Origin of the sequence: Lysinibacillus sp. RS10 (assembly GCF_041956855.1) — a bacterium.
In the GTDB taxonomy this organism is placed as follows: Bacteria; Bacillota; Bacilli; order Bacillales_A; family Planococcaceae; genus Lysinibacillus; species Lysinibacillus xylanilyticus_A.
On the sequence record NZ_CP167122.1, the window covers coordinates 2104369 to 2126976 of the forward strand.

30 protein-coding genes and 1 pseudogene are annotated in these 22608 nt (G+C 32.9%); 28 read left to right on the plus strand and 3 right to left on the minus strand.

Annotated features, from left to right (window positions below):
- Window positions 1–484 precede the first annotated feature (484 nt).
- From ACB089_RS10745 to ACB089_RS10755, 3 genes are read left to right on the plus strand one after another with little or no spacing between them, the layout of a single operon-like run.
- Window positions 485–919, plus strand: a complete 435-nt coding sequence (locus ACB089_RS10745; RefSeq protein ID WP_374966386.1) for a GNAT family N-acetyltransferase — start codon at window positions 485–487, stop codon at window positions 917–919.
- Window positions 920–941: 22 nt separating this feature from the next.
- The gene (locus ACB089_RS10750) at window positions 942–1418 is read left to right on the plus strand and encodes an ankyrin repeat domain-containing protein (RefSeq protein ID WP_374966387.1); all 477 of its coding nucleotides are present in this window, start codon (window positions 942–944) and stop codon (window positions 1416–1418) included.
- Between the two features lie 28 nt (window positions 1419–1446).
- Window positions 1447–1821: a hypothetical protein gene (locus tag ACB089_RS10755; protein ID WP_374966388.1), complete on the plus strand. Its 375-nt coding sequence runs from the start codon at window positions 1447–1449 to the stop codon at window positions 1819–1821.
- Window positions 1822–2164: 343 nt separating this feature from the next.
- On the opposite strand, the gene ACB089_RS10760 is transcribed toward ACB089_RS10755, so the two are convergent.
- The 3 genes from ACB089_RS10760 to ACB089_RS10770 all read right to left on the minus strand — a co-directional run bounded on the left by ACB089_RS10760 (window position 2165) and on the right by ACB089_RS10770 (window position 4912).
- A complete protein-coding gene (locus tag ACB089_RS10760) occupies window positions 2165–2713 on the minus strand; it encodes a hypothetical protein (RefSeq protein WP_374966389.1) in 549 nt (182 codons plus the stop codon).
- 11 nt (window positions 2714–2724) lie between these two features.
- On the minus strand, window positions 2725–3960 hold the full coding sequence (locus tag ACB089_RS10765) for a DUF6138 family protein (protein ID WP_374966390.1): 1236 nt from the start codon (window positions 3958–3960) through the stop codon (window positions 2725–2727).
- An 88-nt stretch (window positions 3961–4048) separates the two neighbouring features.
- Entirely contained in the window at window positions 4049–4912 is an 864-nt protein-coding gene (locus ACB089_RS10770) for a YwqG family protein (RefSeq protein ID WP_374966391.1), read from the minus strand.
- Window positions 4913–5222: 310 nt separating this feature from the next.
- Between ACB089_RS10770 and ACB089_RS10775 the strand changes: the two genes are divergently transcribed.
- From ACB089_RS10775 to ACB089_RS10895, 25 genes and pseudogenes are all read left to right on the plus strand, one after another.
- The gene (locus ACB089_RS10775; protein WP_374966392.1) at window positions 5223–5591 is read left to right on the plus strand and encodes a hypothetical protein; all 369 of its coding nucleotides are present in this window, start codon (window positions 5223–5225) and stop codon (window positions 5589–5591) included.
- A 202-nt stretch (window positions 5592–5793) separates the two neighbouring features.
- A complete protein-coding gene (locus ACB089_RS10780) occupies window positions 5794–6735 on the plus strand; it encodes a hypothetical protein (RefSeq protein ID WP_374966393.1) in 942 nt (313 codons plus the stop codon).
- A gap of 160 nt (window positions 6736–6895) precedes the next feature.
- Window positions 6896–7162, plus strand: coding sequence for a hypothetical protein (locus ACB089_RS10785; RefSeq protein WP_374966394.1), 267 nt, complete (start codon window positions 6896–6898; stop codon window positions 7160–7162).
- A 322-nt stretch (window positions 7163–7484) separates the two neighbouring features.
- Window positions 7485–8105, plus strand: a complete 621-nt coding sequence (locus ACB089_RS10790) for a hypothetical protein (RefSeq protein WP_374966395.1) — start codon at window positions 7485–7487, stop codon at window positions 8103–8105.
- Window positions 8106–8399: 294 nt separating this feature from the next.
- A complete protein-coding gene (locus ACB089_RS10795) occupies window positions 8400–9002 on the plus strand; it encodes a hypothetical protein (RefSeq protein ID WP_374966396.1) in 603 nt (200 codons plus the stop codon).
- A gap of 179 nt (window positions 9003–9181) precedes the next feature.
- Complete coding sequence (locus ACB089_RS10800; protein ID WP_374966397.1) at window positions 9182–9721, plus strand: SMI1/KNR4 family protein; 540 nt, start codon at window positions 9182–9184, stop codon at window positions 9719–9721.
- 318 nt (window positions 9722–10039) lie between these two features.
- On the plus strand, window positions 10040–10669 hold the full coding sequence (locus ACB089_RS10805) for a hypothetical protein (protein WP_374966398.1): 630 nt from the start codon (window positions 10040–10042) through the stop codon (window positions 10667–10669).
- A 363-nt stretch (window positions 10670–11032) separates the two neighbouring features.
- Window positions 11033–11794 (plus strand): hypothetical protein, encoded by a 762-nt coding sequence (locus ACB089_RS10810; RefSeq protein ID WP_374966399.1) that lies wholly within the window; start codon window positions 11033–11035, stop codon window positions 11792–11794.
- Window positions 11795–12036: 242 nt separating this feature from the next.
- Window positions 12037–12270, plus strand: coding sequence for a hypothetical protein (locus tag ACB089_RS10815; protein WP_374966400.1), 234 nt, complete (start codon window positions 12037–12039; stop codon window positions 12268–12270).
- Window positions 12271–12389: 119 nt separating this feature from the next.
- Entirely contained in the window at window positions 12390–12779 is a 390-nt protein-coding gene (locus ACB089_RS10820; protein ID WP_374966401.1) for a hypothetical protein, read from the plus strand.
- 152 nt (window positions 12780–12931) lie between these two features.
- Window positions 12932–13027 carry an S-layer homology domain-containing protein gene (locus tag ACB089_RS10825; RefSeq protein WP_374967542.1) on the plus strand — a complete coding sequence of 32 codons (96 nt, stop codon included), beginning with the start codon at window positions 12932–12934 and terminating at the stop codon, window positions 13025–13027.
- Window positions 13028–13572: 545 nt separating this feature from the next.
- A complete protein-coding gene (locus ACB089_RS10830; protein ID WP_374966402.1) occupies window positions 13573–14088 on the plus strand; it encodes a hypothetical protein in 516 nt (171 codons plus the stop codon).
- A gap of 361 nt (window positions 14089–14449) precedes the next feature.
- Window positions 14450–14635, plus strand: a pseudogene (locus tag ACB089_RS10835) (hypothetical protein); the annotation flags it as partial.
- 51 nt (window positions 14636–14686) lie between these two features.
- On the plus strand, window positions 14687–14899 hold the full coding sequence (locus tag ACB089_RS10840; RefSeq protein WP_374966403.1) for a hypothetical protein: 213 nt from the start codon (window positions 14687–14689) through the stop codon (window positions 14897–14899).
- 263 nt (window positions 14900–15162) lie between these two features.
- Complete coding sequence (locus ACB089_RS10845) at window positions 15163–15990, plus strand: hypothetical protein (RefSeq protein ID WP_374966404.1); 828 nt, start codon at window positions 15163–15165, stop codon at window positions 15988–15990.
- 502 nt (window positions 15991–16492) lie between these two features.
- The gene (locus ACB089_RS10850) at window positions 16493–16894 is read left to right on the plus strand and encodes a DUF2750 domain-containing protein (RefSeq protein ID WP_374966405.1); all 402 of its coding nucleotides are present in this window, start codon (window positions 16493–16495) and stop codon (window positions 16892–16894) included.
- 283 nt (window positions 16895–17177) lie between these two features.
- Window positions 17178–17483 carry a hypothetical protein gene (locus ACB089_RS10855; protein WP_374966406.1) on the plus strand — a complete coding sequence of 102 codons (306 nt, stop codon included), beginning with the start codon at window positions 17178–17180 and terminating at the stop codon, window positions 17481–17483.
- Window positions 17484–17537: 54 nt separating this feature from the next.
- A complete protein-coding gene (locus tag ACB089_RS10860) occupies window positions 17538–17795 on the plus strand; it encodes a hypothetical protein (RefSeq protein WP_374966407.1) in 258 nt (85 codons plus the stop codon).
- A gap of 230 nt (window positions 17796–18025) precedes the next feature.
- Window positions 18026–18880 carry a hypothetical protein gene (locus ACB089_RS10865; RefSeq protein ID WP_374966408.1) on the plus strand — a complete coding sequence of 285 codons (855 nt, stop codon included), beginning with the start codon at window positions 18026–18028 and terminating at the stop codon, window positions 18878–18880.
- Between the two features lie 72 nt (window positions 18881–18952).
- On the plus strand, window positions 18953–19456 hold the full coding sequence (locus ACB089_RS10870) for a DUF6630 family protein (RefSeq protein ID WP_374966409.1): 504 nt from the start codon (window positions 18953–18955) through the stop codon (window positions 19454–19456).
- Window positions 19457–19654: 198 nt separating this feature from the next.
- Entirely contained in the window at window positions 19655–20113 is a 459-nt protein-coding gene (locus ACB089_RS10875) for a hypothetical protein (RefSeq protein WP_374966410.1), read from the plus strand.
- Between the two features lie 69 nt (window positions 20114–20182).
- Entirely contained in the window at window positions 20183–20509 is a 327-nt protein-coding gene (locus ACB089_RS10880; protein WP_374966411.1) for a DUF5713 family protein, read from the plus strand.
- Between the two features lie 842 nt (window positions 20510–21351).
- A complete protein-coding gene (locus tag ACB089_RS10885) occupies window positions 21352–21648 on the plus strand; it encodes a DUF2089 family protein (RefSeq protein WP_068984527.1) in 297 nt (98 codons plus the stop codon).
- Window positions 21648–21932, plus strand: a complete 285-nt coding sequence (locus tag ACB089_RS10890; RefSeq protein ID WP_374966412.1) for a hypothetical protein — start codon at window positions 21648–21650, stop codon at window positions 21930–21932. Before ACB089_RS10885 ends, ACB089_RS10890 begins: the two co-directional genes overlap by 1 nt.
- 320 nt (window positions 21933–22252) lie before the next feature.
- Window positions 22253–22594, plus strand: a complete 342-nt coding sequence (locus ACB089_RS10895; protein ID WP_374966413.1) for a DUF4870 domain-containing protein — start codon at window positions 22253–22255, stop codon at window positions 22592–22594.
- Window positions 22595–22608: the final 14 nt, after the last annotated feature.

Below are 22608 nucleotides of genomic sequence, written 5' to 3' on the forward strand. Positions count from 1 at the left end.
AGACGTTATATTGTTAACATCTTTCATTCCAATGAGTGTTAAGAAAAAACATAGGATTGTTAATAGTAAAACAACACTCAATGGATGGAAATGAAGATAGGAGACAAAAAGGTTTATAAAAGTGGCAGAAAAACTTGCTATGAAGAATAAAAAAATGCAGCATAAAGACATGAAGAATGACCACAAATTTAAATTGATTCCCATATATATCCTCCTTTTTTACTTAAACGAACTTAAATGAATCTTTGTTCCTGAAGTTCTTTCCATTCAAAAATGATCAATAAAAAAGACGCATGATAAAAAATGGCTAAAATACTACTATCAAAACAGGATGTGATAGAGCAATGAAGCGGAAAGGAACCTTAGAAGAAACTGGCTCACGAGTTAATAGAGCACCATTCAATACCTTTACACATATTTGATATTGCTTAACAGGAAAAGGAGATATAATGTAGAATATACTAATATTTCAATAAGTAGGGGGATGCAAATGGTTGTCCTTAAATATGAGATAGATGGAAAAGAGCTAATGATGTTAAAAGAAGTATACCAATCAGTAGGATGGATGAAACATGACGAACCTATCATAAAAAAAGTATTCAATGAGAGTACACACCAAGTTTTCGCAGTAGAAGATAACAAAATAATAGGTTTTGCAAGAGCTCTTTCAGATGGAGTATTTAATGCTGCTATCTACGATGTTGTAGTGCATAAAGATTATCAAGGAAGAGGAATTGCGAGAATTCTTTTAGAGGACATCATGAAACAATTAGAGGACGTTTCTTGTATTCAATTAATTGCAACAACAGGAAATGAACCTTTTTATGAAAAGATGGGCTTTAATAAATTAAAAACGGGTATGGCAATATACAAAGATCCACAACTAACTGAGGAGTACTTGGAAAGTAATAATCATTAGAAAAACATAAGGAGAAGAATGTATGAAAAACTTTAATGACTTATATGATTTGGTTGAGCTGGACGAGTTTGAGGAAGTAAAAGATATTTTAAACGAGAATGCTAGCTTAGCTTTAAGTAAAGATGAATATGGTTTTACTTTACTGCATGCTGCTGTAAGTACCGAAAATACAGAACTTGTTAAATATGTAATTAACCTAGGTGTCGATGTGAATTCGAAAAATGATGATGGGATTTCTCCTTTACATATCGTACTTTACCCCGAAGTAGTTGAATGTCTATTAGATCATGGGGCATTAATAGATATTACCGCAAATAATGGAGATACTCCTTTGCATACACAAGTTTCAGACGGTGAGGAACGCATCGATAATATTCAACTACTTCTAAAAAGAGGCGCAAATCGAGAAATCAAGAATACTTTTGGAAAAATTGCTTTAGATATTGCTAAAAGCAGGGAAGAAACACTCATTATTAAAGAGTTATTAAAAAATGAATAGAGGTTAGTGCTAGACGAGGGGGATAACAATGGAGCACCTGCATTATGAGTTTTCGGACAAGTATAAGAGGTACGAAGCGACTCTTGATGGTATGAAAGTCAATATACCTGAGCATTTAATGAACGATGAAAGTATGCGGTTTGCTGAGGATGTCAGAAATCAATATACCACTAAATTAGAAGAGTTGGCTAGGTTTTGTGTGGAATCAGAGACATTTGAATATGTTTATCCAGAGGCAACGATAGAGGATGTAATGAAGAGGCTACATTTACCTATTTTAAAGGTGGATGAAGTGGGCGGACGCTTTACCTACACGCAGCATGAGCTTGATGAGGATCATTTAATTGATATTGAATTTGTGGGTGTAATGGAAAGCTTTTTTTCTGTAGAGGTGGATGGCTAAAATATATTAAAAACTAGTAGGCTTAAGCTCGTAGTCAACTAATGCATTAACACTAAATCCTTTCATTTAGAAACCTTCAATAGAGGTACATGAATGGGAATTATTGTACAAAAGAAACATTAGAGCGAAGGTTAAAAGGTGTGGCGTATGAGTTGCCACAGCATCCAAAAACGATACGCGAACAACCTTGCCTATGTGCCAACAGTGCAAAAAAATGGCGATGCTTATATCAATATTTTATAGTGATTGTGTCAGCATATATGCAAAATAGCCAGCTATCCGAAAAAATTTCAGATAGCTGGCCATTCGTTGTGCGTATCATAAAGGTACGCTCTTTTTAATGTTAAATTGTTTCCCATAGCTTTTGGCGGTTCACCAATAGCTCAAGTAGCTCTGTCAAACTCGGAGCTAAATCTTTTCGCATATTTGAGATATTTTGGAATAAGGGTACCGCTGCACGCATTTGATATTCACTGTAAACATAGTAGCTAATAAAAGCACATTCTTCATAGCCGCGTGGTTCATTCTCCTCCCATTCCTCCTCATCTTCCTCTTCAACGACTGACCAAAGCCATTTTTCCTGTAGCAATTCATCCATATGCTGCACAGGGCTAGATGTCAGCTCCTCCCAAGTAAAAGCAGAAGCAACTGCAATATATAGCTGTATTTCTTCCTTCTTTACACTTTCTACAGATCGATTCGGCAATGTGTGTAAAAGCTGTTGAATAACCCATGGTGTAACCTGCCATAGCGTGCCTTGATGTTCAATTAATTGTGCAAGCTTATCATATTGCTCCATCTTTATAAATTCTGGAATTTTTGTACCTCTTCCGTATGCAGTTGTTAAACGATGCCAAGGTATCGTTAACATTTCTTGATAGGCAATTTGCATGAAAATACTCCTTATATAAGTTCTTTTATAATCGTCTCAAAGCGCGTGCGATATGGTTCTGGAATACGCATAAATGCTGAGCTTGTAAAGTCATTCAAATGGATGATGCCAAAGCATGTATATAAAAGCTGCGCTACAGCCATATCTTTATATTCCTCAAATTCTTCGTTTTGTTCGAGAGGAATATATGGACAAAGCTCTATAAGTGGTGTCGTCATAAATTTTTCGAGCCATTGTAAGTTATCATCTGTGCTCATAGCTTGTTCAAAGAATGCATCATACGGAACTTCTTGTACAGATTGTATCGTACATACAAAGACGGGCAATGTTTCCGGTGTTAGCCCAAATGTTTCAACATAGGCTTTCGCAAAGTATTCAGGCATTAGTGAATGGTCACCATCGCATTCATACATATAGTCGATAACGAGCTTGCTATAGGTTTTATCGTATAAACCAAGACCAAAAACGGCGAATGTACTCGGCATCGCAGCCTGTTCCTCATCGACATCTTGATAAAAATGATATTGTGCCATCGCCTTATAGCTGTACTCGGCTAGTGCGGCATGTAGGCTAGGGTAGCTGACAGCTTTAGCGAAGAAGTGATGTGATGATGTCACAGGTAAATGCTCGATTGGTAGCACTAAGTTACTCTTACCTTCATAATGAATGCTATAGCTTTTAGGGAAATCTTCTTCTAATAAAGCATTCAAGTAGGCTAATGCTTGGCGATAAGCCTCTTCGCTTTCCTCTTTAATTTGAATCGTAATCTTTGCCAGCACATCATTTGCTTGGCAAAAAATTAGGTCGGATTCCATTTGTTGTTTATGTACTGGCAAAGTACCAGAGCCAATTGTGATTAATGAGTTGTAAGTTTCTGTATCTAATTCTTTAATGGTTGCTAACAATTCTTTAACTGTTAAATATTCAAAACTTGCACCATACTTTCTTAGATTTATTGCATAGTAGCTTAACAATGGTAGGTAAGCTAATGATTGGTGCTTGTTAGTGAAATTAGAAAGGCAGTAGCGCTGTGTCTCAAAGCCAAGCTCTTGACGAAATGCATCTAACAATGCGAGCTGTTGATAGTGGCAAAGTATTTCATGCAGCGTGATGTCGTTTAGTGAAAAAGAAGGGGTGATGATTTTAGAAGTATAGTCGTCTGTTTCAATTTTATATTGTTTAGAAAGTAGCTCTTGCTCAAGTTGTAGCCATAATGTTTCATTTTTGGTGAATTGTTCAACTTTCATGGTATTGCCTCCCTCTGTAAATGTAAATATATTAATGCCTGATGTAACATCACGATTAAAGCCACTGAAAATCAATACATACAAATAGTCAATAGCACTGCAAAACAGTCCATGCCTTATCGAATTTTTTATTTTTGCAGTCTTCCTTGCGAATCCAGAAGTATAGTTTGCCGCTATCGCCCCACATATAGCCGAGGTCATCTTCCGAATCAAGCTGTAATAGGAGATGCCAATCCTTTACGTGTGGTTCAAGCTCCCTGCGTAACGGGTGATTGTAGGCTGTTGAATCCCCACAATATAAACCATTTGTGACAAGCTGGCATTGTAAATACATATCCCCTTGAATCGTATCAGGATGACCATCTATGCGATGTGTCGTTTGTTCCATTGACTCCTCATCGACCCAATCATATAAAAAATCATTGTAGGCATCCTGTTGTTCCTCTGTTAAAATGTCTTCTAAATTTTCAGCATAGGGAGACGCCCATGAGGGTAGTGTCCATTCATTTCTAAAGTGTAACGCCGCGCTATCGATATGCTCATCTAATGCTGCCGGTTGCTGCATTCGTTGTAAACGGTCAGGCGCTTGTGTGAAATGGAAAACGTGAAAGCCATCGCCATCATTTGGATCATAGCCCCAAGGCTGTCCAGCAGCATCATAGAAAAAGGATAACAGCCCCTCATCTGGTAATAAATTATCTGAATCATAGGGCTTTACTTCCATTAAATTGAGCTGACATAGAAAGTATAACGGTTGATTATTATTTGTATAGGGCCATACAAAATCTGTCGGTACATCGGGAGCACCGCCAATTTTAGAATGTCCGATTTGAATGGCGTCATCTGCTGTTGGTATTGTCGTAACACGAATTGAATTTTTTGCGAACTGCAAAATTTGCTCTGCCACCTCTCCAAGCTCGAAAGCATGCAATGCAGCACGTAACTTTTCCATGTGTATTCCCCCTCATTTTTGTCTAATTTCAATATAGCACATACGTTCTTGTTTTGTAAAAATGCATTTTAAATTATGAGAATATTGTTGAATCAATAGTTAAAGAATAAAGGTGGCGTATTTTGAGTATATAAAGATGATTTATGTCAACTTGAGATGGAAGGGTGAAATGAAAATAACAAATATTTAATAGCTAATAGATTGGAAGCGATGGAACGTTGATGATAAACCAATCATTCAAATATTACAATTCCTACCTTTATATGATATAAATAACATATCGTGCATTCAGTTTAATGGAGGTTTTTATTTGAAAAGAATTGTAACTATTTTAGGGATATTAATTGTTGTTTTAATACTATTTTTAATAATTAGACACCAGCAACTTGAATTTCCTACAAATGAGATAAAATCTTCAGATGCAATGGATATACTTGAAAAATCTAATAAAAAACTTGAAATAGTTGGAGAAACAGAGGAATATGATTGGTATCTTACTTTGTTCGAACAAGGTGAAGGACAAAAAAGATTTATAGAAGAAATAGAGAAACAAGGATGGATATTCGATTCTCAAGAAGGGGCAGGGTTAATATTTAAAAGAGATCATGAAACATTAATAACAAAATGCGGTGTTTGGAATAATAAATATCTCGTATGTAGCGCGCCTTCAAGAAAATAAATGCCTTGCTTTATCAAATTACCTTTGAAATAGTTTATTTACATAGGTAAACCTAAATTTGCTATATAACAAGTAGTAGATTCAAATAAAGATTTAACGTAACTGAAGAAAGTCGCAGCGTATTGTTGCAGAAAAGAAATAATCATTGGATGTATATGTAAGTGATCAGAATAAATATTGATAAGAGGAGCGTAAAGATTAAGTGCAAGTAAAACAATACAATCATAAACTTATTCAAAAGGCTTTAAGAAGATACAAGTATAACGATGATATTAACCAAGACGAAACAAATGAGGATTTTTTTTATAGGTATTCTTTTTTTACAAAAGGTAAAAAAAATAAAAAAAATCTCAATAATCTCTATATTGCGTTAAATGGCACACCAAATTGTAAACATATTGCTGCTAAAAATCTTCTTTTTCTAGGTAATGATAAATGCTGGAAATTCTTTGAACGTACTGCACAATTCTTCGCTTACGGATATACAGGTGGTGGTAGTTTTCCTTTTATTGATCCAATTGCACCATTATTAAATTATGCTCTATATGTGGAAAGAATAGATTTAATAGAACTACTATTAACAAAAGCCGTTGCTGATTTAGAAAGAGATGAGTATAAGAATAACAAGGAATACATTAAGCAAAAGGTATACCCAAGTACGTATTTGACACACTTCTTAATTGAGAAATTAGGGATACCGAATCCTGTAAAAGATAAGGTCATGCAATACGGTGATGGATTAGGTATTTATGAGCGAATTGTAGCTGAGTGGGATCATCAATTCAATGAAATTGAGGAAGAGTATTGGAATAGCTTGTGTGAGTATCATTTAAATGGAATCGGTGTTACGGGAACCAAACGGAAAGATGAAGAGTTTCTATTTTTTGGTCTTGTACCTATGGAACTAATTAATCTATTTAAAGTGAGACAAAAGCTAGGATTAGATGTCCCCGTAATTAAACATGAGTTGTTTTCAACGCCTATGGCTGCCTATCCCACGATTCCTACTGGTTATAATTCAGACCTAGACGTAAAGTTTCAACTTGTTGAGAGAACAATGAAAGAAGCAAAGATCTATACATTTGAAGAAATAGCGGAGCAATTAAAAAAAGAACATGGAGGAAATGCTGATCTTTTTTACTAAACTTCTCAACAAATAAAAATTGAAGAAAAAGATTTAAAAGGTGGTTTAAGATGGATGGCTGAAAGAATTGGACGAATAAGCGATTGGTTTTGGGAAATAGTCAATGAGTCAGATCAGGATGAGAACAAGCTCCGAGAAATACTAACAGGAATGGATAAAAATGATATATAGGTTTCAAGATTTTTTTGTTGAGGCTGCAGTTGAATTAAGATACGAGCCGTTCACAAACTTTACTGAGCGTTCGGAAGACGGCATTGAGGATATTAGCAATTGGGTTGTGAGTCAAGGTAAAGCCTACTATGCTGAAATTCTAAAACACTCTGAAAGAATCCCTTATTCCGTAGAAGATAGGACAAATGAAAGTATTGCCCATGTTGCAGATGAGGTATATTTTGATAAGTATGGTGAAACTACAGGTATTTATTAGATGGTGGCTTTGCAAACAAAATAGTAGCATTTGGTGGATATATTTGTAATAATTACCTTGTCAAAGAGTAGTGTAAAATTCCTTGAAATTGGATTTTTATTACTACTCTTTTGTTTCTAGTTCGACTTTAAATACTAATGGTACTTAAGATTTTGTTAGAGATGTAATTGTGCGATACGTTTCCGATAAGTGCATAAGCGAAATGGAAGGATAAAACGGTATTTATTCGTTGGAACTTAGGACTACAGCTATCGAGCATGGAAAAAAGGAAAAAGCATGGGCTTGTACCATGTAATGCGAAAAATATACGAGGGGGATTATAATGGTAGATTTAAAAATCCTTAAAGAACGAAAAGAGTGTATGATTTTTCAAGCGAGTGAAAATGATAGCCGTAATGGATGGATCGGAGGAAATGCACCAGCTTATTTTGATGAATCGGAAGCCATAGTAAATAGAGAAACTGAGTTGCATTTTTATTTGTCTATAGTTAATCCTTTTGAGAAAAACGAAATGATTTCCATTTTTGCTCCTAAAAATTTTGAAGAACGTATTTCTAAAAATAAGTATCCAAATTGTTCATTAGTAACAATTAAACACCCTAGAACAGAAGAAAGTAAATTTGATACTTTTACCAACCCTGATTTAGTAAAGCATTTTATTTCGGAAGCTAATATTGTAAGCGATAAAAATGCATTGAAAGAAAGTTTTCTTATCAAATTTTTGGGAACTCCAAAGCAAATTCAGGAAGAAGACTATTATTATAAGGAATTGCATGATGATGGGTTTAGTTTTATATTCCAGGTCGATGAGGAAGGGTATCCAGACACTCTGATAAAGCCAAGAAAAAGTTATCCCTTTGCGTTCGGTGCTATATATTTATATGCACAGATTTTAGAAGATTCGATTGAGAATCCCATAAAAAGTTATTGGCAATATTCTTAATGTGAAGAGATGAAGAATACATTCACACGAACTACTTTTACATATGTTTTTTTAAGTCGCTAGAAGTTTTGAGATATGAAAATGTTCGCAGATTATTAATAGCTTCGGAGTAAAAGTGTTGGAATATATCCAAATTGGACTTACTGGTGGAAATCCGACTCTACATACATAGGTAAGAATAGAAACTAGATCAGTAAACTATGGATATTAATATTCATATAATCCACAAAAGCTAGGGGAAGGTAGCGATGAAAAATGGAAAAGAGTTCATATAGATGGAAAGGAGGATATTAATTGTCCAGGTTAGAATACGGCAAAGAATTTTTAAAACTACTTGATGAATTAGAAGTGACTTCACCAAGCGAAGTTCTCCCACTAATAAAAAAAATTAATAGAGAAACATGTGTGGAGATGGGAGTAGAGACAATTACCTTCTTTTCCAATACGTTCGTTGTTGAAAAATTAATAGAAATAGCATACAAATATGAGTCCGATGAAAAAATTTTAGTTTGGTTTTTAAGGTCGATAACGAGAATTTCTCAAAGATATAATGTTAATACCCAAGAGATCTACGATTTTTTATTTAAACATTTCGAGTCTAGTAGTAATGAGATAAAGTTCGTAGTCGCATCACGAATAATATCCATGCCTCAATTTGATAAATATGAAGGAAAATGGGATTATATTATTTCGACTGCAAAGATTCCACCGAAAAGATATTCCATGGACAATTTTTTATTTGAAATTGAAAAGAAAATTAGTGAAATTCCTATTGAGAAAATAGAAATCATTACTAACATTTTGGGAAAATATATTAATTATTCAAAACTGGATATAACTACACATAATCGTTATGTTGATGTAATAGAGAAGTTGAAAATAATAAAAAACTTGTAAAAAGGCTACAGAGGGTATCAGTTTAGCAGATGAAATTAGCAGTATCACGATGAAAGTGACTTAGTGAGTTTTAACAATAACTAAAAGAATTGTTTGCTACATGCTAGGGGGAGCGGCGAATTCTCGTCAGATGTCAGCGTTATACACAAATGTAAACAGTAAAATGTTAGGAGGAAACGATGTCTTTTGAAAAATTAAAATCCACTCTACCAGTATCTAATTTAGCAATTTCTTCAGATAACTCTTCAAAATGGAGTGAAGTTGAAAATAATTTAGGTGTAGTATTACCTTCAGATTACAAAGAGTTGATCGCTTTATATGGTTCAGGTATTATTGGAAACTTTATAATGATATACTCTCCATTTACAGAAAATGAAAATATGAATTTTTTTATTCAACAAAATTTGAATAAAGATACATATCTAACTTTAAAGGAGAGTTTCCCTGTGGACTTTCCATATGAAGTATTCTCAACAAATGGAGGAATACTGCCTTGGGGACGAACTGAAAATGGAGATACATTAAATTGGGTTGTGGATACTAATCAAGGTGACTGGGCTATTTTGGTAGATGGTGGATCAGGTGATTATTTTGAATATAAAGGTTCTATGACTGGATTTCTCTATGATGTATTAAGTGGGAGTATTGTTTGCCCTATATTTCCAAATGATTTTCCTGATAAAGATAGCAAAATTACCTTTGTTGGTTTAAAGGATTAATGTTTATATGGTTGTTTGGCGATATTCTTCTGCTATCTGATTGAGCTGGTAGGAATGGCTGCCTATCCCACGATGCCTACTGGTTATAATTCCGACCTAGACGTAAAGTTTCAACTTAAAGATGCAAAGATAAATACATTTGAAGAAATAGCGGGGCGATTAAAAAATGAGCATGGGGAGAATGCTGATCTTTTTTACTAAACTGCTTAACAAATATTCAGAGAAACAATTAGTGGTAAAAAAACATGGTCTTAATCCTTGTAATGCTTAGAAAGGGAGAAGAAGCCAGTTAGTGAAAATATGGTTTCGAAAAAATAGATGGAAAATTCGAATGATTTATTAAGTAATAGGTCAAAAGCGCTTGTTTTTATGGGAAGAAAATTCAATGACGGTGATACTAGCTGGATTGGAGGGAATGCCCCAGCGTACTTTGATGATAAGAAAGATTTTCAATGTAAATACGGGTCTAAATATTACTTTTACTTATCATTAGTAAATCCACTAAATCCAACTATGATGTTTACAATTTTTTTTCATAGAGATTATGATGAATACTTAGAAAATAACAAGTATCCTAATTGTGCAATTCTACTAGTTGAGCACCCTGTATCTAATGAAAGTAGCACAGATGTGTTCACTAATCCAGATATGAAGAAGTATGCAATTGGTAATTGTGGAGTAATAAATAACGATACAAGTGAAAATCAAATTTTTTTGGTAAAATTCGGAGGAACTCCTGAACACATCCAAAATAAAAACTATTATACTAAAGAGTTAGTAGCTGATTCGTTTGAGTTTTTATTTCAAATTGATGAACAAGGGTATCCAGAAGAAGATGATTTTATCCAAGGGAACTATCCATTTTCATATGGTGTCCTATACATATATGCACAGATAAAGAATGAAAATGTTACAGATCCTGTTGTTGGATATTGGCAGTTCTCTTAAATGCTTTAGACATTAAGATGGCAGAGAAATACTAAAAAATGCTCAAAAACATATGAAGAAGATGTTCAAGTCAGGGGATAAGCTGGGCGGCTCAAAAAGGGCATCCAATTCAAAGGTGCTGGTGAAAAAATAAATCTTTCCCTATGTACTTGGTCAGGAACACTCGGAAACGAAATAACCCCTATGTATATTCTTCAAAGAAGTGAAGACAAAGTAGAAAATATACAACCAATTATTAATTACAGCTTCTTTTGAATTATAAATTAATTTTGGCAGGATAGGGCAAGAGCAGCAATTAATCTCGAACTGGATTTAATTGCTGCTTTTTCTTTAAATGAATTAGGTCAATGGAGGAAGTTCAATATGAATACAGAAAATGGTAGGATATATTGTAATATTCATGGCTATTGTGGCAGTATCTCAGAATGGATAAAAAAATCTATTGAGCTGTTTTCTAACAATGGATTTCCTCTTAAAAGTGTTAGTTATGACGTGAACTATCAGAAGTTAGAGAGGAAGAGTCTTGAGAAGTTTCAAAGTGAATTCAATGAGATGTATGAAGGAGATGTGGAAAGTTTATTTTCGTTTACGATATTTAAGGGTAAAAGTCTGAAAGTTCCAAGCTCCTGGGAATATGGGATAAGGTTTGATCAACCCAGTAGAGAGTTACAGATTTTCTTTAATACCAGTTTAGAAATTAATCATACACAAATTCTTGTAAATTTATTAAAAGCTTGCTTAGATGATAAAATAGTCAATTTTGGATATTTTTCATATGAAACAATCTGGGGAAAAGGTGAGAGTCTAGACTTATATATGGAAGATAATCATACTTGGTGGCTTGCATTAAATCCTAGAAACAGAGATATACTTTACAATTCTTCTCCTAAACTAAGACACATATATCCAGTCAACATCATAAACCGTGAATTTTTAGAGTATGAAGATGCTACTTTTTCATTTAAAAATTGGATACAAGCTCCTGGAAATGGTATTTTGGAAGAAATAGGACTAGGAAATTGGTTGTGGATAGTTCCGGAAGAACGCCTACATGAAATAGGGAAGTTTTTCTATGAAAAAAAGCTTCTAATTGGAGTAAAAGGAGAGAATTTTGGGTTAGTTTGATCAAAATTAGCTCATGCAAGGATACAGAGTTTTTTGTCAAAACGACAGATACAGCACAAGAAAGAAGAAAGATAAATAGATGTTAATGATAAAAGTAATCTCATTCAAACTGGCTCTCGATAGATTCCGATGAATAAGGTTACTTTTTAAAAAGGGGAAGTGAAATTATAGATATACAGGAAGCAATTGAAATAATTTATATTGGGTTAGTTAGTGAAAATTCAGTACCAGTAAAGTTCAGAATGAATAGGGAGTTAGATTCTGATTTATTAAATCAAGTGAGCGAGGCACTGGATGTTTTAACACACTATTATAAAGATAAAGAGACAGTTCCCAAAAAGTTAGCATTGGCTATGGTTGACATCTATGGTGCATTTTCATTTCAAGCGGGATATTTTGAAGATGAGATTTTAGAAGAATTAGAGGGAATCGGAATTGAGTTACAGGAAAAGGCAATGGAACTTTTTTCTGAATGATTTATTCTGTGCTATTTCATAAGGGCAATGTTATTAAAAGCATCAAATGAGCCGCAACTTGAATTACGAGAAATAATAAAATTGGAATACAGACATGGATATTCGGAGGCGTTTGAAAAATGCAGAAAAACTTAAATCCAGTTGATTTAGTATTAGCTATGAAAAAAGATATTTATTTAGAACATATTTCTAGTTATGAAGGGACTTTGAACGCTCTGCCTTCAGATAATACAGATATGCTTTCCGAAGGTGTTCGCTTTTATCAATCCCTGGATGAAAATCAAAAGAGTTTGTTTTTCTATCTTATGAAAAATTCAATTTCAGATACAATTTCCAATGTGTTCGGGTGGTTAGATGGTGTTTACTATTTAGAAGATCCAACTGAAAATTTAGAACTTAAATTTGAGAAAAGTACAAACAAATTAAATGGATGTTTGCAGGATATTTGGCTAGCTATTGAAGAAGGAGACGATATTGATGAGCTTAGAAAGCTGTATGAGGATTTTTAAATATTTATAAATGGAAAAATTAATGTAGGGAGCCTATATCTTTAGTTCATTAAAATGAAGAAATCAGATTATGCAGCAAAAGTACTTTAAGAATGGATAGTCAACACTAAGCTGCACAACTTGGGCGAAAAAAGATTAACGTCAGGAATAACATTGCACTAGGCGCTGAAAACGGGAATTTTAGACCAACTGAAAACTTAACACGCGCAGAATTTACAGTACTCATGTACCGAGCGCTTGGTTTATAAGTCTTACTATAAGAGAAATGAAAGGGCTTAGGGCCGACATAATATAAAATAAGAAGAATCTGCTCATTTTCTATGTTAGTAAGTGCATGTCTTGTAATGTCTACAAGGAATTTGCGTAACTTACAAGCTGCAGGAACGAACGAGTAGGTTCTTTTTCGTTTGCAGTTGAAAAACGAAAGTAAAATAAGAAGTGCCGACATCATTAGCAGTAAGTGCAAGGAAATCTATTATCAAAATATGTTCAAGAACCAGCAAAAGTTGATTTGCTTGCTTTTGTGAGGATTGTTATAGTTGTTAACTGTAACAAAGGCTATCCAATAATCTTAGTATACTTTCAGTGCATTGAAAGGGGTTTCTATGCAAATTTACTCCTTTTAATCTTTTCTCAAATGTCTTCGAGTTATTAAGTAGAGGAGATAATGAACCATTGATTAATTGTCTTTGGGACAGTCACGTATTTTAGGAAGAAAAGAGGTTAACCCATTGACAAAATACAAATTAGATAATAAAAATGAATTTATTAAATTAGTATGGATAATCAAACATTGGGGATAAAAGGTGAAAACGCTCTATTCTGGAGACTGTGGTGCCTAACTTTTGCATTTGACAAAATTGAAAAAAATTATAGTAATTATAAAATCATTGAAGATTGTTATAAGTTTCTCTGGCAGATAAATGGTGGTGAAAACAAGAATCTAAATCTTAAAAATAGCCCTTTAGATTCAATGGGGAAATTTGGAGATATGGAATATGAGGATTTAGACGATTTTGATGTTTCAGAGTGTGCTGTAAAAGAATTTATTAATGGCGCTGATGTAATTATTAGAGATTTAAAAAATGGCCAAGTTAGTAATGGAGGACAAGCAATTTATTTAATTCCATTAAATATTATTGATATTATCCTTCAAGATGATGCCACGGATATTCTTGATGAAGATGGTTTTAATACTCCCATTTGTTTGAATGAAATTAATGCACAGTTAAAATTATCTGTGGAACTTTCACATAACAATAGGGAATTTTCATTTTCAGATAGGAATATTTTTAGGGCTACTACGTGATTATGAAAATGAATAAATACGAAGATCCTTTTTTAAAAATTTTAGTGGATAAACTTAAATAATATATTGTTAAAGTAGTTTGTTTTATTGAGTAGAACACTTATACAAAACAAGAAATTCAGGAAAAGTTAGATGAAATGACTATAGAATCAATGAGCTACAAAAAGAGTTTTATCAAAATGATAGCGAACTAATTCTCTATTAAAATATTTATATAGTATAGATGAACTGTATTAAATTTGTGTTTATCAATTTGAAAATCCTACAAAATAAGGATTAAAAAGGAGTGAAAGCGATGAAAACGCCTAAAAGTAAGTTTCAAGTGGGAGATATTTTTAGTGTAAAATAAGATAATCGTGAGTATGCATTTGGACGCTGTATTTCTCAAATAAGTGTAGGACATATCGTTGAAATTTTCGATTGTTTTTCAGAAGAAAATATTTATGATGCAAATATCACCAACAAAAGGCTTTTTGAGCCAGTTCCTATAGATACTTGGGGATTATTCGGTAAAAGAAAGAAAGAAGGAATTTGGAAGGTAATTGGTCATGAAGATCATTTCATCCCTGAAAATGTTGATCATTTGCGCTATTGGGGGATGGCTGCTGAAAAGGGTACAGATACGAAATTAATGGGTGTTTTTGATAATGATTGCGGAGATATAAAATATTCTATAGTTAATGGCGATGAACATCGAATTCAATCAGTAGGCTTACATTTTAAAATTAAAGGTAGAGGGGATGAAGTGTTTTTACTTAGAAGTCCATGGGGAGACATACAATTTAAGGAAGAAATTAACAAATATAGATAAGTGGTAAACCAGTTGTTGATTAACAGTGAAGGAAAAAAGTAAAAATCAGCTTGATGAGCCATTATTTGATTATTATGTACTTTTATAAATGCGAGTACCTTTTTACTTTCATTTGAGTACGCGGTACTAATAACCGTTTTATTGATAATTTAAAGTGCAATAAACGGTCTATCACCCTCATTGGTAAACGTATTTGTGGACTTAAATAATAATGTTTTAAAGGAAAGAGGTAAAAAATGGTGTCCTTAAGGAGGGAATGAGGTTTGGAAAGCAATCTTTATAAAAAAATACAGAGTAAAGTTAAGAGATGGAGCAAAGGATTTGCAGAAAAAGAACGGTTTTTTATGTATGAAGAAAGTTATGCGATTATAGAAAAATTTTTGGAAGGTTCTAAAGAAAAAAAAGATTATATTACCTTAGGTAATACATGTAATATACTTTCCACATGGTACTGTGCTGACTTTCTAGAACGATATTTGAACAACAAGGGTGATTATTCTTATTCACTTAAACAATGCATGTTATGGGGAACAATAGATCATCTATTATATGCAGCAGGAAAAAAAGGGGAAATTAAACCAATATGGTTTGTAGAAGTATGTTTGTCTGCTTGTAATCTATTAATTTTACAAGAAGTAGATAAAGCACATAAATTGTTGCAGTATACCTCTCCTGAGAAAATCAATTTTAATGTAGAGCCACCTGAATCAGTTTGCCAGTTTGTTAACAAAATGTTTTCAATATTTTATAAGGATAAAGAAATTCCTCATGAATTCCCAAAACCGCTTAATGACATATATTCTAATTTGTTAAACGATTTGACGGATGAAACAAAGAAAGACATAAATGCTTCTGTGAATCAAGCCTGTGAATTTCATTTAAGTAGAACAAAAATGTACCAAGAATTTGATAGAGAAGACAAAATGCTTTTACCTTCAGAAATATTAGCTCCCCTTTTGCTGAGAAAAGGAATGGGTTTAGATGTGGAAAATATTGAACATCCACTTATTAAAGATTTGTTTCCAGTAATTGAAGGTTTAATAGAGGTTGAACCAGATCCTGTATTTTTAAAGGTAATCGAATATATATAATTGCAAATGTATATTAGTTTGATTTTCTACAGATTCTAATAAGCTGCATTTCGTGCCTGATAGTGATTTAAGTTTATTCGGTCATTGAAACCAGCAATCTCTATGAAATAAAAGAGAAGAAATGTTGCATGTTTTCAAACCACAATAGGATTCGTATAGATTAAAAAGCCCCAGTGTGTATATGTAAAAAATTATATTTACATCAAAAGATTAGCATGAATTCTTTGGGAATTATGATAATCTTTTTTTTATGGAATTTATTTTCCTTTTTGGTAAGTCTTTTTCTTGTGTGTTATTCCTAAAATAAACTAATCATAGTAATTTGATAATTTCATTAATGGGCAAATAAGAGTACAGTGTATGCCTGTTTTATTGGAGGGCAAGTAATTATGATGATTAGGCAATCGTTCACTGATCACGAGTAGACACAAAAGAATAAAAAATAACGAGGGAGAGAGTAACCAAACCCCTTGTTAATAAAAATAGAAATGAGGAGTTTACTATGGGTAAGGGATTTGAATCGAGTCCAGAGTTTAAAGCCATGATAAAAAAATCAGCTAGGGATAGATATATTTACTCTGTAAAACGTATTGCAGACTGGGAAGAGGCGTGGTCTTTGAAACTAAATGAAGGGTTTGTTACAACTTCAGATAAAGAGGGAAATCTGTCTATGCCTATTTGGCCATTTAAAGAGTATGCTATGAAATGTGTAGGAGATGAATGGGAAAACTGTAAAACACAAAAAATAGATTTACATACACTTATAGAAGAAATATTACCTAACCTATCAGAAGAAGGAACGCAAGTAGTTGTATTCAAGGTTCCCGAAAATCCAGAAGTTGTAAGAGTATCTGCTGATGACTTTAAGAATAATTTATTATATGAGTGTTCTCAATTAGAATAGAATGTGAAGTGAAAATATGGATATCAAAACTTTTTAATAAAATCCACATAGAATAACTCGCAGGCTTGAGGATTTTTTGGCAAGCTTTCAGAATCAAGAAAATGACGAATTTACTGATAGTGTTGACATAACACCACAGGATAGAACTGTTTATGAAAAGATATAATCAGAAACAGTTAATAATTTTGTTGAGTAGAGCTGCTGTAAAATCAAAAGAAGGATTAGTTCAAGGTCAAGAACCAGCTTCAGCGATTACATAATATCAATAAAGGGGGAGAAGTCGATGAATAAAGATAAGGCACTTAATGTAGTTTATGATTATACAATTGGTGATCACTCAAGATTGGTGGAGTTACGAGCAGGGGAAGGATTAAATCAAGAAAGCTACAAACTCTTAATTGAAGCAATGACAAAGCTGATTGAAGAATATAAAGATCAATCTGAAGTTCCTAAAAAACTCGCTTTATGTTTTGTAGATATAAGTAATTATTTTTATTTTCATGAGGGCAAGTACACTAAAGAAGAAGAAGAGCTATTTGAAGATGCAGTTCACGAAATATCTAGATTGGCTGAGATTTTGTTTGAATGAAGTTTAGAACTAAGTTTTAAAAAGGTTATCTATATATTAAATGGGGCAAAGTGAATGAATAAAGAATATGATAATAAAAAATTGAAAACTGACATTCACAATGGTTTATTAAATCATTGTGAATTATTTGACTTGCTTAAAATCCTTAAGGAATATAAAGATGCCGGTGGTAAGCGAAATGATGCATATGCAGTGTTAGAAAGTTTAAGAGCAGTCGTTAAGGATGATTCTTATGAAGATAGAATACTCGAATTATTAGATGTTGTATTTGGATTTTGTTCACTGCATGTAAGGATATGGGATAATAATTAGCTTGCAGTGTCTGAATACCACTAGAAAATGAGAAGCTCGCTCTTTCTGGGAGGCTTTGGTTACAGCTGAAAATTGTGAAATTCTATTCGGTATCGCAGATGAAATATGTTTTAAAAAGTTCGGCGAGTCAACGGAGGTATATTAACATTTAATCAGTCAAATTAGATGACAATAAAATAAACCTTAAAATCAATTTTTTATTATTGAATGGACATCAAAGGGGTGGAAATATGCGTACCAACAAGTATTGGAAGTACTTTAATCGAGTGATGAAAGAGTACAAAAAAAGAGTAATTTCAGATGAAGAAGTGAAAGAAATACTAGATGATCGAATGAAGGAAATGAAGGACTTAATTCAAAAAAATGAACGAAATTGTTTAGCTGAGAGCTTAGGTTTATTAATAGGTGTACATCTTGAAATGAATGCAAAAAATAGAATACTAAATGGAGAACCATCAGCATGGATTTTATTAGAGCAGCAACTTTTTTGGTTGAATCAAATGATCAAAAGCAATCCAAGTGAAAGAAATGTATCGGACAGGGAGATAGGAGGACTGATTGGGCTTTCTTTATTATGGGGTTATGAAGATATTGCAGAGCTAACATATAAATATTCAACTAATATGTTCATGAAAGATCGAAATTTTTATTCTGAGAATAAGACTCATCATGTTTTTATGACATGCCTATATCATTCTTGGAAAACTGGCAAAATGCCTGAATTGTTTAATATTTTACCTGAAGATCATGTTTACCAAAAATTAATGCGCAGTTGGAACGATACAAACGAATTTGGAGAGCATCTTTATGAGCTATGTGATTTTCACATCTATAGTCTAAGCGACACACCAGATAAATCAAGTGAAATTTTATCGTTCGACTGTATTCCTTACGATTATTATTGTATTCAATTAATAAGAGAAAAAGAGGGACTAGCCACACCAAATATAGAGCATCCGTTGCTTCAAACACCTCTGGCTGAAATTCCAAAGGATAAACCTGGGTATAAACTTGATGAGGATGAGATATTGCAATTCGTCATTCAAAATGAAAAAGTGCTGGATGCACAACGCCTTATACGTTAAGGGCATTTGATTGTGAAATTTTAAAGAATAGGAGATACCTTCAACTATTAAGTGGAAAAGAGGAGTGAGTGTATGAATGCAATGCTGTTACTTGTGCAAAAGCTTTCATGTGATGCGGAAGAACAAATTTTTTCAGAGGTTTCATTAGCTATAGAAAAACCAGAAACCTATTTCGAGAAGTTCGAAGATCGACTTGATGAAAGAGGAATAGATAGCCCGATTGAACAATTAGCATGGATTTCTTTAGTGGATGCACTTCTTGATCAAGATTTAGCATATGAAATCGATTGGAAAGAAACAGGGTTATATATTTGCGATGTTGTTGACGAATTATTGGATAGGAAAAAAATGGAGTGCGTAAGCTGGGAAGAGTTTGAAGATGGGGAATTTGATGAGCTGCCAACGTCTGAGTTTTTAAATGAAGTTTCCAAAAAATTAAAGGAAAAGGGAATTTCGTTGGCATGTTTAGATATTGAAAGTGACTGTTACGTTCTGATCACTGTTCCATCATTTGACATCGATGAAATTAAGAAGTTGGCACAAGAAGCGGGATATAGAATTCAAGACTCATTTTGAAGTAGCGAGCCTCCTAGAATGAGTTTAGTGTATACGATATGTAGATGGAATGAGATAAACCATTTGCGAAAAATATTCCAAAATAGAAATAGGGAGAAGGGGAAATTTGGATTGGCTTAATGAAGCTGCAGAAGAATAGTATTTTTTGTAGTTGGAATCTTTATAACCTACAGGAATAAAAATGGAGGAGTGCGTTAAATGGATTTTTCAATAGTTACAGACACTGCAGGTGCAAGAGTTGGTGAATTAGCTAGTGAATTAATACACGCATTGGAATCTAATATAAATTCAAAATATAGGAATGTCGATGTTTCGATCGGAATAGCCTTTAGATGCTTACCTGAATCCTATGGAAGAAAGTCATTTATTCGATATACTAAAAAAGATAACTATTTGACAATCGATATGGCAGTTACGGTAGAAGAATATGAAAAAATGTATAAAGTAGAGCAACGGTATCATTTGGGGAATCTATTTTTAGAGTTTCTAAACAGGGCGTTAGAAAAACACAACTTTGAAGGGCTTGAAAAAGAGATGTTCATAAGTGACATTAAAATGTGGGCAAGAGAAATCCCTTTGAAAATGGATAATGGTTCAACTAAATTGTGTAATTGGTTTAATGAAGAGATTGATTGGTCTGTAGATCTTGATAAATAAAGATGGTTTTAAAATAGTAGAAGAAATGTGGTATTCTACTTATGACATCAACAACGAGGAGGAAACATTGTGAAGAAACTTGATTCTGAATTCAAATACTTAGTGGATATGTACGAAGATCCTTATTTTCCAACATTTTTAGTGGATAAACTTAAATTACATATTGTTAAAGTAGTTCATTTTATTGAGGAGAACACTTATACAATAGAAGAGATTCAGGAAAAGTTAGATGAAATGACGCTAGCTATTAATGAACTACAAAATGAGTTTGATCAAAATGATAGTGAGATTGAAACGGTTGCACGTGATTCAATTGGTACAACTGTAGAAGAAATTTTACAATATTTTGAGCTTGATATCGATATTGAAGAAGCTATTAGAGAACGCGAATGGTGAATTAAGTCCGAATATATTTTAACTTCCTTCAAAAGAAAAGCTGTAGCGTACGGTATCGCTACAGCTTAGAATTGGTTTTTGTCTTACATAGGTTAGTCAGTAAAGGAATTATAACATATATTAAGGCAAACTAAAAATAACAACAGCTATTTTGGATGAAAAAGCACAGGAAAAAAGAATCGATATTATGTAGAGATAATAACTATAAATTTGCCTCTCTAACGTTTTTCTGCTCCTTTATTATTAAATCTTGGTATAGCATATGCATTAAGAGAAGCAAAAAAAGAAGGTGAAAATAAGTTTTCACAGTCTATAAATTTCGTACGCATGATATGGAATGAGATAAAAATTAAAAAGGGTCACTGGACCAGAGTGACCCTAGCCAACAAATCGGAAGGTGCAAAGCTGAATTGCTTTACACTACTATTATTATGCTTCGAATGTTATGTTTATATAGTGAATTGCCTGAAAAATAAAATTAAAATAAAAAGTAAGTATCCTATTTAGATTTTAAGCTAAAAATTATTAAGCATGCAAAATAGATAATTATAATTTAGAATTCGAAGTAAATAAGCAAAAAAGGAGCAGGTACTCGATTAAGATGTGAGTATCTGTTCCTTTTTGTAAATGGAAAACTTTATTACATTGGGTGATGAAAAAAGCTGGATGGTACAAGCATCGCATTAAGTGGAACAATGGACCGGATCCTAGGATATTCTGAGCGATGTTATTAGCAAAGAATGAAGTATTCTTTTTAAAAAAAATAAATAAAATTAAATAAAAGTTGAATAAAGTTAAAGATAATGATGAAGTAAAGTTAAATAATGTGAAGGAGGGATAATTTGAATAATAATGAAATTCCAAGTTGGCTTTTATCTTTAGAAAAGGAAGATGTGGAGTTTATTAAAAATTTTGTAATAAATTCAGGTTCATTAAAAGAGATAGCGAAATATTATAACGTGTCCTATCCTACTGTAAGAATTCGGTTAGATAAGCTGATAAATAAAATTAATGTGAATGAGAGTTCCGAAAATGAAGAATTCATAAGTTTTATAAAGAGGCTGTCAATTGATGATCGAATTAGCTTAGAGGACGCTAAATTAATAATTGAAAAATATAAAATGGAGGTACAAAAATAATGAGCGATTGGTATAGACTACTATTAATTTTAATTGTTTTTGCAATGCAACATTTTTTATCTACTAGAAATAATATGTATTGGGGAGGTTTGTTACCAATTATATACATAGCAACGCTAATAAGTGTACAGTTTTACGGGATATTTGAATGGTCTATGATGCAGTTCATTTTATTTGGGATTGTCGGAGAACTATTTTTAGTAGGATATTGGATGAGTGGCAGAAAAATTTTAGCTAGTAAAAGACAGAGAGAATTAGAAAAGATGAAGGCTTTTGACTTATAATCGGTAGTAATAACTAAGACCAAGATGCTAAACTGCATCCATTTGTTAGATTTGTCTAGCAATGGGGTGCAGTTCCGTATCTTGTCTTTTTTATTTTCAGCTGTGCGGAAATCAGCGTCATCTAATGAATGGTTACTAAACACATCAGAGTTTATATGAAATTAATCACCAAAATCCGAACGCTAATTCTGTTATGTAAGTGTTTAATAAAAAAATTATCATTTGTCCTTGAATCTCCAGTAACGTCACCTTTTATGATGAATTTGGTTACTTACTTTAAAAGGTAAACAATCAAATAATGCGATTGGAGGAACAGCACTATGAAAAAAGAGAGTTTATTAAACCGAGGATTGGCAAGTTTAATGCATCTGTTCTCGCTAATACTAACTTTTGTTTTACCTATATTGGTATACTTAGTAACAAGGAATAAGAATAAATATTTTGCTGATCATGCAAAAGAAGGGATGAATCTTCATTTTACTTTCTTCCCAGTATTTTTGTTTTTAACTTTTATTTCCGAAAAATGGAGTGCAGCTTCTAGCCTTTCTTTTGTCCTTATTATACTTGAAACGATATTAATCGTAATTGCGGCAATTTATACTTTTAATGGAAAAAAGTTTTCTTATCCCGTTATCCGTTACTTTAAAGTCAATATTAAGTGAATAGAGGAGAGAAT